The sequence below is a fragment of the Candidatus Hydrogenedentota bacterium genome (assembly GCA_012523015.1).
Taxonomy (GTDB): domain Bacteria; phylum Hydrogenedentota; class Hydrogenedentia; order Hydrogenedentales; family CAITNO01; genus JAAYBJ01.
In genome coordinates this window covers 38,806-49,987 of record JAAYJI010000078.1, presented here as the reverse complement: position 1 = coordinate 49,987, position 11,182 = coordinate 38,806, and the positions used below count along the sequence as shown (strand labels likewise).

Below are 11,182 nucleotides of genomic sequence, written 5' to 3'. Positions count from 1 at the left end.
TCATCTCGTGTAAAATGGTGGTGGGACATTATGGACTCCTTCGGGTGTTTCAACAGAACTATTGTACCGAAGATCTCTGTGATGTCCTCTTTTTTTGCACCGGTTGCATTTCAACCTTGAATCCGCCTTGTTTGCAAGCCGCGCCTGAAACACAATTGGGCGCGGCTTTTTTATTGATGCATCGCTGCACCTCGTAAATGGGTCATACTTACTTTTAGAGGTCGGGGAACAGCTCAGTTGAAACAAAAGCCTATTTTTGGTAGTCTAGTCTTGTATGATTTGCCGAGCCTGTAAGGTACAGAAGGGCGAAAAAAATAGATTGTTACACAAAAGCAAAGCCTTTGCTTGAGACAGTGGCCGTATGTTTTTGGAGTCGCCCCTATTCTTACTACTGATAAACTTGTTTTTAGAACCCGGATACGGACCATGGTGGATCTTTCACCATAGCGGCAAGGTGGATATTCATGATAACAGACACGCTAAAAGCACGGTTAAACCTGAACGCAGTGTTGCGCAATCTTGAAGTACTGCCCGAGCTTGACACAGAGACACAGGCGCAAATCAAAGACTGGGATGTATCCATACGCTTTTGGATTAAAGGGGATATCTCGCCGGTGCTGCGCTTTAAAGAGGGGCGTTGCTATTTTGAGCAAGAGGCTCAGGCGGCTTCCGATGTAATTCTGTTTTTCATGTCTCCGCTGCAGTTAAACAACATGTTTGAGAACAAAGGGAATCCCATTCCGTTGAAGGGGTTTACGCGGCTTGGCTTCTTAAAAAATGAGTTCGCACAACTTACGCAGCGCTTGGAATATTTTTTAAAGCCTGATCAAAATACGCCCCGCGATGATACCTATAAGCGCATCAATACAGCCTTGTCTTTATATACCGCCGCCTATGCCGCCAAAGAGTTGGCAGCATTGGATCCCGTTGCCTCTATAGTGGCCGCTCAGACCCCGTCCGGGATCGTACAAATTCGTATCTTGCCGGAGGGGCCCTATGCATGGGCGCGCTATAAAGACAAAGGTATTGTCGATTGTGGACGTGGCGAGATCAAGGATGCGAGCGCGGTCTTGTCTTTCCGTAATCACGAAATTGCCAATGCCGCCTTTACCGGTGAATTGGATGAGTTTGGTTCTGTCGCCTTGGGCGATGTGGAGCTCAGGGGTATGTTACCTTTGATTGACAACACGAATCTGATCTTGGATCGTATTGGCACCTATTTATCCTAAGACCGGCTGTTTTCTTTTTGATTAAGAAGACCCACAGCCTGTGATAAAAAAAGGAGTATCTCTTTTGGAAACCTACACATTTGAAAACTCAAGAGCGTGGTTTAAACGGGCGGCAAAAGTGATTCCTTGCGGTATCTATGGTCATTTCAGCCCCGCCCCCTGTGTCCCTGTAGAATCGTATCCCTTCTTCTCAGAACGTGCAGAAGGAGCGCGCTTTTGGGATGTGGACGGCAATGAATTCATCGATTACATGTGTGCTTACGGGCCCATGATTTTGGGCTATGGAAATGCCGCAGTGGATGAAGCCTACCTAAAACAGCGCGCCGCTGCCGACGCCAATACCGTAGCCTCGCCGCGCATGGTGGAGCTGGCGGAATTGATGGTAGATACCATTCCCGTCGCAGAATGGGCCTTTTTTGCCAAGAACGGCGCCGATGTAACCAATATGGCTGTTATGGTCGCGCGTTCCGCTACAGGCCGCAAAAAGATTATTGCCATTAACGGCGGCTATCATGGAACCTCTCCGTGGATGCAAGCGCCCGGTCATCATGGGGTTGTTGACGGTGATCATGATCATCTGATTCGTATCCCTTGGAATGATATCCCTGCGCTGGAAGCCGTATTAGCGGAACATGGAGCCGATATTGCCGGCTTTATTGCGTCCCCCTATCATCACCCCATTTTTGCGGATAATGAACTGCCGGCGCCGGGCTATTGGGAACAGGCGACAGCGCTGCTGCGCAAGAATGGCAGCGTCATCATTGTGGATGATGTGCGCGCAGGATTCAGGCTGCATATGGGCGGTTCCTGTGAACATTATGGGTTTAAGCCCGATTTAATCGCCTTTTCGAAAGCTATTGCCAATGGCTATGCCTTGTCTGCACTTGTCGGTGTGGAAGCCTTGCGCGTTGATGCATCGCGGGTTTTTCAGACGGGCAGCTTTTGGTTCTGTGCCGCGTCTTTTGCTGCCGCCATAGCCTGTCTCACAGAATTGAAGCGGATCAATGGACCGGAACTGATCTTGGGGCTGGGCAAACAATTGACAGATGGTATTGTGGACAGCGCCGCAGCACATGGCTTTACCATGAAAGTTTCCGGTGAACCATCCATGCCCTATTTGCGCTTAACCGATGATGATAGTTTGATGCTCCATCAGCAATGGTGCGGTGAATGTACGCGCCGCGGCGCATTCTTTACCTCTCATCATAATTGGTTCGTGTCAGCCGCCCACACGGAAGAGGATATTCGGCGTACCTTGGAAATCTGTGACGCCGCTTTCACGGCACTCAAAAAGAATACAGAAAGCGCCTGAGTTTTACCTATCCGAAAAATACCAATCAGGATCAAGGGAAATTTGCCTTTACATAAGGCTGATGTGTATTGTTTGGTGTGGGATGAGGGTTTTATACCCTGAGCGTGTGTCGGGTATCGTGTGTGCCCGATCGGAAGCCACTTGAAAAGTAAGGCAGGATAACAACGTTAAAGAAGAGGGTGTCCTTTATGACATTGACAAGTCAAGAATTGGAAGTGCTGCAGGAGCGCGCGAAATTAATACGCCGGGAGATTGTGGATGTCACAGGCTGGTCCGGAGGCGCGCACGTTGGCGGTTCGCTCAGTATGGTGGATATACTGACCGTGTTGTATTGGAAGTATATGAATATTGATCCGTCTCGGCCGGACTGGGAAGAGCGGGACCGTTTCGTTTTGAGCAAAGGACACGGCGGCGTGGGTCATGCCGTGGTCTTGGCGCAACGAGGCTATTTTGACCGCAAGGAACTGCGCGAATTCAATGAAACCGATTCCATGTTGGGCATGCACTTGGACGCCCATAAGGTGTTGGGATGTGAGGCATCCACGGGTTCCATGGGTCATGGGTTGTCGCAAGCCGTGGGAATGGCTTTGGGCGCTCGGGTTCTGAAAAAAGACTGGCGCGTCTATTGCTTGGTGGGCGACGGAGAGAGCAACGAAGGGTCTATTTGGGAAGCGGCGATGTCGGCAGCCCACTATAAACTAGATAATTTGATTGTATTTTTAGATCGCAACCACATGATGATTGACGGCCCCACCGAAGAGGTTATGAGTCTTGAACCCTTAGCGGACAAGTGGCGCGCTTTCGGTTTTGAAACCGTGGAAGTGGATGGTCATGATTTGGTTCAACTTGCCGACGCCATCGAACAAGCTTTGCAGCATAAAGGGAAACCCTTCATGATTCTTTGCGATACGGTCAAAGGCAAAGGCGTTGATTATATGGAAGGCAATCCGGGCTGGCACTATGGCGGGCTGAGTACGGAACAAGTGGAAGCAGCCAAACGATCCATAGGAGAATAAGCATCATGTCAAAAACAGACAGTACCTTTAGTTGGACCATTTATGATGCCAATACCCTTTCTCAGCGGGAAATTTATGGCATCGTCTTGAAAGATTTAGGCGCCCTTCATCCTGAAATTGTGGGCCTTTCCGCGGATTTGGCGAAATCGACCAAGATCGGAACTTTCGGCGACGCCTATCCCGATCGCTTTTTTAATTTCGGCATCGCCGAGCAAAACATGTTTGGTGTGAGTGCAGGGCTTGCCAGGGCAGGGCTCATTCCTTTCGTTTCTACCTTCTCCGCTTTTGCGTCTATGCGCGCTTGTGAATTCCTGCGCACTGATGTTTGCTACCAAAATCTGAATGTGAAAGTGATCGCAACCCATGGCGGCATTTCCTTCGGTTCTGCAGGAAGTACGCATCACGCTCTTGAAGATTTCGCCATCGTGCGCGCCTTGCCCAATCTGACCGTCATCGTACCGGCTGACGCCATAGAGACTGCGCAAGCCGTGAAGCGGAGCATGGATATTGATGGGCCGGTCTACATTCGTATTGGACGCTGTTTCGAGCCTGCCGTTTATGAATCGGAAGACTATGAATTTGAGATCGGCAAAGCCATTGAAATGCGTTCCGGTTCCGATTTATGTATTATTGCCACAGGCAACACCGTTTGGCATGCAGTGCAAGCAGCGGACATACTTAAGGAAGAAAGTGATATCAGTGCGCGGGTGCTCAATATGCACACACTGAAACCTTTGGACGAAGAGAGCATTTTAAAAGCCCTTGTTGATACACGGCGCTTGATCACCGTTGAAGATCACTCTATTATCAACGGATTGGGAAGTGCAGTGGCCGATGTGATCGCCGGCAGCGGAAAAGCCTGTGCCTTCACAAAACTGGGTATCCCCGACACCTTCACGCCTCATGGACATCCGGAAGACCTCATGCACAACTTCAAAATTGATACAGAGGGCATCGTAGAGAAGGTTCGCGAATTGTTGAATCGAGAGTTTGAAGAGACGGAAGACTGGGAAGATGAGGTGTAATCTATGACGTTCTCCGACGAACAATTGGCTGGAAAAATCGTATTGCATGCCGTGTTGCCCGTCATTAAAGTGCTGCTCGAAGACGATCCTGCCTTCAAAAAATCTTTTGAAGGGCTGAGCGGAATTGTTCAATTTCGTGCGCAAGACACGGACGCGCCTGTAGGCGCTTACCTTGTTTTCGACAAGGGCGACTTTTGCGTAGAACAAGGCATCTTCGAAGGCAAAGCGGATCTCCTTTTCGATTTTCCAAGCCTTAAATCAATGAACGATATGTTTCGTGGAAAACCTGTTTTGCCGCGCTTAGGTCCGCTGTTCAAGGCAATTCCCAGCCGTTTCGGATTGTTGCTGAAAACCTTTAAGGTCTTGTTGGCAATGAAAATTTTAATGCCCAACGCCCAACCGAAAACGCCGGAAAAAGCGTATCTGAAAGTGAAGATGTCGTTGTACATGGTTTCAACCGCCTTGAGCCGTATGAACAAAGCGGGCGATCCGGACATGAAAGCGTGGACGTCGAAACAACCGGAACGTATTTACCAATGGAGCGTTGAAGGCTCAGACATTGCCTGTTATTTGAAAGTGAAGGCGGGCAATACCAAAGCAGGCCGTGGCGTTTACACACGGCGGCAGCCTTTTGTCCATATGCGCTTCTCCAGTGTCGATAATGCGCTGCCGGTCTTGTCCAATTCGGTAGATACTGTCACAGCGATTGCGCAGGGATTGCTTGTCAATGACGGTTCTCCCGAATACGGGGGGCGTGTTGGTGATTTCATGTTGCGAATCGCCAAATTGTTATCTTGACGCAGCGCACAGGAGAGGCAGGCGAAATGCTTTGTACGCCCTTCCAAGCATTGGAAACAGGGCGAAATGCTGCTTATTAATTGCAGCTAAAGAAAGAAGCTTATGTCAACAGAATTAATTGTTGTTTTAGATATGGATACCCGTGAAGCCGCTTTGGAAGCGGTTCACGCATGTGGCGCCTGTGAATGGTTTAAGATCGGCGCCCAATTGTTTACGCGCTGCGGTCCTGATATCGTCCGCGAGGTGCAGGCTTGTGGTAAAAAAGTTTTTCTTGACCTTAAATATCATGATATCCCGAACACGGTGGGCGCTGCGTCTCGCGCTGCCGCCGATCTCGGCGCCGGGCTCATGACACTTCATGCCGGCGGCGGACGTGCCATGATCGAAGCGGCACGAGCGGCTGTGGAAGGCAGTGACACACGCATTTTGGCGGTTACGGTGCTGACCAGCATCAGCGAGGTGGTGCTTCATGAAGAAGTGGGAATACGAGAGAAGGTTCGAGATGCTGTCCGTCGTCTAGCCCTCCAGGCTATTGATGCAGGTGCTCACGGTATCGTATGTTCCCCCTTAGAAATAGAAATTTTACGGGAAGCCTTGGGAAAAGATCCGCTGATTGTCACACCCGGTGTACGCCCAACGTGGGCGTCCAAGGATGATCAAGCGCGCGTCATGACCCCCCGGGAGGCCGCCTTAGCGGGCGCGTCCATGGTTGTAGTGGGTCGTCCCATCTTGAAGCACCCCAATCCATCAGAAGCTGCTGCACAAATTTTGGAGGAGTTACATCTATGAAGGCAGAGCAGGTAATACAGTTGTTTCGCGATACGGGCGCTTTGTTGGAAGGACATTTCCTTTATACAAGCGGCCGTCATGGCCGCCAATTTCTGCAGGCGGCGCGGGTTCTGCAATATCCGGGAAATGGCGAAGCGCTGGGCCGTGCTTTGGCAGCGCCCTTTGAAGCGTCAGCCATTGATCTTGTTATTGGCCCTGCCACGGGCGGGATAATTTTAGCCTATGAAACAGCACGGCAGTTGGGATGCCGCGCCGCCTATACCGAAAAGGCCGATGGCGGAGGCATGGCATTGAAGCGAGGCTTCCGTTTGAAAGCGGGCGAACGCGTGTTGGTGGTGGAGGATGTCATTACGACGGGCGGCTCCGTTTTAAAGTCTATCAATCATCTGATCGAACGGGGCGCTGAAGTAATCGGTGTATCAGTTCTGATTGACCGCAGCGCCGGTAAGGCGCAGTTTCCTTGCCCCTTTCATCCTGTTGCTACGTTGGCGATGGAAAGTTGGCCGGCCGACGATCTGCCCCCCGATTTGGCACAAAGTGAGCCTGTAGATCCCGATGATTTAATAGAGCAATAAGTAAAACACTTCGATTAGGATATTGGTGGGAGAATGTACATGTTTAAGAAGATTAGTTTTTGTCTTGTGTTGTGCCTTTTTACGGCACTGAGCGGTTACGCCGATACGAGTTCCGTACTCATTCTATATACAAGCGATATACACGATAATGTTAAGCCCGGTCCGGCCGGTATTGGCGGCTTGCCCTATGTGGCGGGCTACGTTGCTGACCAGCGCAAGGAACGGGATGATATCTTGTTGCTAGACGGCGGCGACGTCATGGAAAAAGGGGATATGATCTCCTATGCCACGCAGAGCACTATTTTATATGAAGCCATGAAAAAGATCGGCTATGATGCCGGTGCCATCGGTAACCATGATTTTGTGTACAGTGTCGATCATTTTAAGAACTGCTCCCGTATGGCGGGTATGACCCATCTGTGCCTCAATTATGTGGATGAATCAGGCGCGGCTGTTTTCCCCGTGTCGAAAGTTTTCGACATTAAAGGAACCAAGATTGGGGTCATTGGTATGACCATACCCAAAGGGAAAAAGTATCTCGATTTAGAAGAGACGGGCGACCGGCTTGCTGTTGAGTCGGCACGGCTCAAAACGGAAGGGGCGCACTTGGTTATTGTTGTTGCTCACCTCAGCTCACGGGATTTGGCGAAGATCGCGCCGAAGGCTCCGGATGTGGCGCTCTTTTTCGGCGGACACAGCCATGAATTGTTGCAAGAGCCGCGAAAAGTTCCGGAAACAGGCGCAGAAATTTTGATGGCGGGAAGTAACGGCAGACATGTCATTTCCATGGATTTGGTTGTCGATTGTGAGAAAGGGGTTATTGCTGATTATCGTATGGAAGCCGTCGAAATGGCTCATGATCGAATTCAGCCTGATGAAGCCATGATTGCATGGATCCTTGAGGAAGAGGCGCGTATTGTGCCTGAAGCGAACGAAGTGGTGGGGCACACCAACGAAGTGATTCAGCCCAACACCCTCGCTCAGATCTCTGCTGAAGGGCTCCGGTCTTTTGGTAAGGCAGATATAGCTTTTTGTCATGCCGGTCAAATTATGCGCAGCAATCTCGCTGCCGGGGGCATCGATAAAAATGCCTTATATCGCGCCGGTGGACAGCGCGGCGAAATCTTAGTCTACGTGTCCCTCACCGGCGCTCAGATCAAAGCCTATTTGGAGGGGCTTGCCACCAAGAAGAAAGGGCAGACCTCATGGGCGGGCTTTGACGGAAAAGTCACTTCGGAAAGTGTCGGGGACGGCGAGCAAAAAGTATGGACATTTACCGGCGATTTGGATCTTTCCCGTACCTACAAGGTGTTGATGCCCGAGTTGGAGTGGGCGGAGCGTTTTGACGAGGTTGTTCAAGACAACCCACTGTTTACAGATATGCCAAGTGCAGAGAAGGCTGATTTCACCTATCTTGATGCCGTGTCTGCTTATGTCAAAGATATCTGCAGTACCGGACAGACCTTGGATGCTTACGTAAAGCGTGCAGATGAAGCGGCAAAAGCTGCCTAAGGCTTAACGGTCTTTTTCCGCGCCATGAAGAACGGATAGGGCGTCCGCAACGCAGGTAAAGCGTTCACGTACTTTGCCGGCACGGGCGCCCCGTTCTAGTTCCACACTATTAATACGCTGCCAGTCTTGAAAAGAAACATAGTGGCAGTGCTGTTTACGAAGCAAGGTATATAAGCCTTCCTCGTCGAGCGCTTCTTTGAGGCAGAGCTCAGCACGGTCTTCCACGATTTTGCGGATTGTTTTCATGCATGCCGGTTTGTTGGCTCCGATGACAGTGTTACCGCCTTGGGCTGCCGAACCGGCGACATAAAATCCGGGCAGCGTGATGCCCCCCTCCTCTATACGTCCCTCTTGGTTCGGGATACAGTGCTGTTCCGTATCGTAGGGCAAGCCGGGAAGGCGCTCCGTCTTCTGTCCGATACTCTCAATAACAAGCCCCGCCGGTATGTGGATGCTATGGTCATTCTCGGAATCGAAGAGTACGCCGGTCACATGGTCATCGCCTATTATGGCTGTTGGAGACAAGTTAAAATGGAAATGGATTCGTCGATTGGTACGATCCTGTCGGAAGACTTGCGCATATGCCTTTTCAAGACGCGCCCAAGCAGGGGACGGATTTTCAATCTTAGGCACTTGAATATCAGAATGAACCTCAATAGTGCAATCTTGTATTTTTCCCAACAACTCTAATTCTTGGGGCGCGAAGCGAACATCAAAAGGACCGCGGCGACCGACCACATGAATATCCGTGATCTTGCTTGCGGCGAGTTGATCCAATGCCACAGCGGAGATGTCGGTATGCGCTAAATCTGATGTGGGCAGCGCCAATATGCGGGCCGCATCAAGAGCGGCATTGCCAACGCCGATAATTATCGCCGAGGGCGTGTCTAGGGGAATGTGTAAGGCTGCAGCGCCGGGCCGGCCGTTGTACCAGCCGGCGAATTCCACCGCGCTCAGACAGCCCTGCAGTGACGGATTGCGCATAGGCAAGATGTGCGGTGTGGATGCGCCTGTAGCGACAATTAGACAGTGATAATAGTCCTTGAGCGTTTCAATGCTGATATCTTTACCTATGGTGACATTGCCGCAAAAGGAAAAATTGGAGGCACCCGCTGTATTCGTAAAGGTGTCCATGGAGGATCGCAGATTTTGTTTGTCGGGAGCGATGGCATCACGAACCAATCCGAAAGGCCATGGCCACCGTTCGAATAGGGTCACTTTACAAGGCTTGGCTAAGCGCAGCAGATAATCAGCACAAAAAAAAGCAGCCGGTCCGCTGCCGACAATACCTACCCGCAATGTTGCACGTTTTTTTCCCATGAATCAAGAGAATCCTGCATCTAAGAACAAAGCCGAAATCGGCCCTTCATGGCGGCTGTGTTGGCGCATTGGTTATTTGGGCGGGCGTCGAAGTATGCGTATGACCAGTCCCAAAACGGTGAGCAAAAATCCAAGCACTACACACGCCACGCCGCCAAAATACGCGCCTACGCCCCATTGGCTTTTACCTATGAGTGTATTGATCACAACAAAGAGGATGCCAATGATCGCCAGACTAAAGCCCGTGATGGTCAAATCTAATTTACCATTCGATTTGTCCGGATGGGGGCGGCCATCCAATAATTCTTGGAGATCATGAAAGGAGTAGAGCAACTCCGGATTATTTTCAAGGCGCTCTAATAAGAGCATTTTGACACGATGCTCAAACCATCCTCGGGTCATTTCACGAAGAATGATATAAATCAAACTGATTGCAGCTACAATCAGGGGTATGGCAAAAATATAGATTCGCACCGTGAATTACCGAGAGCCATCCTTCGTCGTCACTCATGATTAGACCATGGGAGCACGGCTGTTCTTACACGTATTTGTTAAGAAAATGGCCGGGCCGCCAAAGGGACCCGGCCATACACAGAGCTTCAGAAATAACCGGGATTATGCCCAGGTCATCGCCGTCGGCGCTTCAAAAATAATGCTTTCTTTCAGGAAAGAAACGGCCTTCGTCAGGCCTTCCCAATTGGACATGAGGCTGTCTTCATGCTCAATACTGATGGGGCCATCATAGCCAACCATGCGCAAGGTCGAGAAGAAATCGTTCCACCATTTCATGTCATGGCCATAACCGCAGGTACGGAAAATCCAAGAACGATTGATTTCATCGCTGTAGGGCTTGGCATCATTAACACCGTTCACAGCCGCATTGACCGTATGCACGATAGAGTCTTTGGCGTGGACGTGATAGATGCAGCCTTTCAGTGCTTTCACGTATTCAATCGGCTCCATACCTTGCCAGAACAGATGGCTGGGATCGAAATTAGCGCCAAGACTGTCGCCGCAAGCGTTACGCAGTTTCAGCAAGGTTTCGGTATTGTAGACAACAAAGCCGGGGTGAATTTCGAAAGCGAATTTGACACCGGCGTTTTTAAGAACTTTGTCCATCTCTGTCCAATAAGGAATCACTTTTTCGTTCCATTGCCAATCCAGAATTTCTAAATAATCCGGCGGCCACGCGCAAGTGACCCAATTGGGCTTCTTATCCCAAGGACCGGAACCGGGACATCCGGAGAAACCATTCACCACTTCCACACCGAGGAGATTCGCCAATTCGATGGTTTCCAAAGTAACCGTGTGATTTTCTTTGGCGTAGCCTTCATCAGGATGCAAGGGGTTGCCGTGGCAGCTGAGCGCGCTGATTTCAAGGCCTTCTCCTTTGAGGGTGTCAAGCAATTCTGTGCGCATGGGCTTGGAGTCAAGCAAAGCGCGGCGCGGACAGTGGGGGTCGCCCGGAAAATTACCGGTACCCAGTTCAACAGTTTGCAATTCAAGGGGGCGGATCAGTTCAAGTACTTCCTTCAGCGGTTTTTCGCTGAACATTGCCGTTAATAACCCTAGTTTCATTCGACTACTCCTTTATAGTTTTTATATT

Annotated in this window: 11 protein-coding genes; 8 read left to right on the top strand and 3 right to left on the bottom strand. The window is 50.4% G+C overall.

What is annotated here, in order from left to right; translation table 11 throughout:
• The first annotated feature begins 464 nt into the window (after positions 1 to 464).
• The 8 genes from GX117_03435 to GX117_03400 all read left to right on the top strand — a co-directional run bounded on the left by GX117_03435 (position 465) and on the right by GX117_03400 (position 8,256).
• Positions 465 to 1,229: a hypothetical protein gene (locus GX117_03435; GenBank protein ID NLO32397.1), complete on the top strand. Its 765-nt coding sequence runs from the start codon at positions 465 to 467 to the stop codon at positions 1,227 to 1,229.
• 64 nt (positions 1,230 to 1,293) lie between these two features.
• Complete coding sequence (locus GX117_03430) at positions 1,294 to 2,541, top strand: aminotransferase class III-fold pyridoxal phosphate-dependent enzyme (protein ID NLO32396.1); 1,248 nt, start codon at positions 1,294 to 1,296, stop codon at positions 2,539 to 2,541.
• Positions 2,542 to 2,729: 188 nt separating this feature from the next.
• Complete coding sequence (locus tag GX117_03425) at positions 2,730 to 3,557, top strand: transketolase (GenBank protein NLO32395.1); 828 nt, start codon at positions 2,730 to 2,732, stop codon at positions 3,555 to 3,557.
• A gap of 5 nt (positions 3,558 to 3,562) precedes the next feature.
• On the top strand, positions 3,563 to 4,582 hold the full coding sequence (locus GX117_03420; protein NLO32394.1) for a transketolase family protein: 1,020 nt from the start codon (positions 3,563 to 3,565) through the stop codon (positions 4,580 to 4,582).
• A 3-nt stretch (positions 4,583 to 4,585) separates the two neighbouring features.
• Positions 4,586 to 5,380 (top strand): hypothetical protein, encoded by a 795-nt coding sequence (locus GX117_03415; protein ID NLO32393.1) that lies wholly within the window; start codon positions 4,586 to 4,588, stop codon positions 5,378 to 5,380.
• Between the two features lie 102 nt (positions 5,381 to 5,482).
• Positions 5,483 to 6,169, top strand: a complete 687-nt coding sequence (pyrF, locus tag GX117_03410) for an orotidine-5'-phosphate decarboxylase (GenBank protein NLO32392.1) — start codon at positions 5,483 to 5,485, stop codon at positions 6,167 to 6,169.
• Positions 6,166 to 6,744, top strand: coding sequence for an orotate phosphoribosyltransferase (locus GX117_03405; protein ID NLO32391.1), 579 nt, complete (start codon positions 6,166 to 6,168; stop codon positions 6,742 to 6,744). The genes pyrF and GX117_03405 overlap by 4 nt, the downstream gene beginning before the upstream one ends.
• A 39-nt stretch (positions 6,745 to 6,783) precedes the next feature.
• Entirely contained in the window at positions 6,784 to 8,256 is a 1,473-nt protein-coding gene (locus GX117_03400) for a bifunctional metallophosphatase/5'-nucleotidase (GenBank protein NLO32390.1), read from the top strand.
• 3 nt (positions 8,257 to 8,259) lie between these two features.
• On the opposite strand, the gene GX117_03395 is transcribed toward GX117_03400, so the two are convergent.
• The 3 genes from GX117_03395 to GX117_03385 all read right to left on the bottom strand — a co-directional run bounded on the left by GX117_03395 (position 8,260) and on the right by GX117_03385 (position 11,154).
• Entirely contained in the window at positions 8,260 to 9,576 is a 1,317-nt protein-coding gene (locus GX117_03395) for an FAD-dependent oxidoreductase (protein NLO32389.1), read from the bottom strand.
• A 72-nt stretch (positions 9,577 to 9,648) separates the two neighbouring features.
• Positions 9,649 to 10,050 carry a hypothetical protein gene (locus GX117_03390; GenBank protein NLO32388.1) on the bottom strand — a complete coding sequence of 134 codons (402 nt, stop codon included), beginning with the start codon at positions 10,048 to 10,050 and terminating at the stop codon, positions 9,649 to 9,651.
• Between the two features lie 141 nt (positions 10,051 to 10,191).
• Positions 10,192 to 11,154 carry a sugar phosphate isomerase/epimerase gene (locus GX117_03385; GenBank protein ID NLO32387.1) on the bottom strand — a complete coding sequence of 321 codons (963 nt, stop codon included), beginning with the start codon at positions 11,152 to 11,154 and terminating at the stop codon, positions 10,192 to 10,194.
• Positions 11,155 to 11,182: the final 28 nt, after the last annotated feature.

Coding starts and splice junctions, on each gene's coding strand:
- GX117_03395 (NLO32389.1), bottom strand. CDS start 9,576: ATGGGAAAAAAACGTGCAACATTGCGGGTAGGTATTGTCGGCAGCGGA.
- pyrF (NLO32392.1), top strand. CDS start 5,483: ATGTCAACAGAATTAATTGTTGTTTTAGATATGGATACCCGTGAAGCC.
- GX117_03385 (NLO32387.1), bottom strand. CDS start 11,154: ATGAAACTAGGGTTATTAACGGCAATGTTCAGCGAAAAACCGCTGAAG.
- GX117_03420 (NLO32394.1), top strand. CDS start 3,563: ATGTCAAAAACAGACAGTACCTTTAGTTGGACCATTTATGATGCCAAT.
- GX117_03400 (NLO32390.1), top strand. CDS start 6,784: ATGTTTAAGAAGATTAGTTTTTGTCTTGTGTTGTGCCTTTTTACGGCA.
- GX117_03415 (NLO32393.1), top strand. CDS start 4,586: ATGACGTTCTCCGACGAACAATTGGCTGGAAAAATCGTATTGCATGCC.
- GX117_03435 (NLO32397.1), top strand. CDS start 465: ATGATAACAGACACGCTAAAAGCACGGTTAAACCTGAACGCAGTGTTG.
- GX117_03405 (NLO32391.1), top strand. CDS start 6,166: ATGAAGGCAGAGCAGGTAATACAGTTGTTTCGCGATACGGGCGCTTTG.
- GX117_03425 (NLO32395.1), top strand. CDS start 2,730: ATGACATTGACAAGTCAAGAATTGGAAGTGCTGCAGGAGCGCGCGAAA.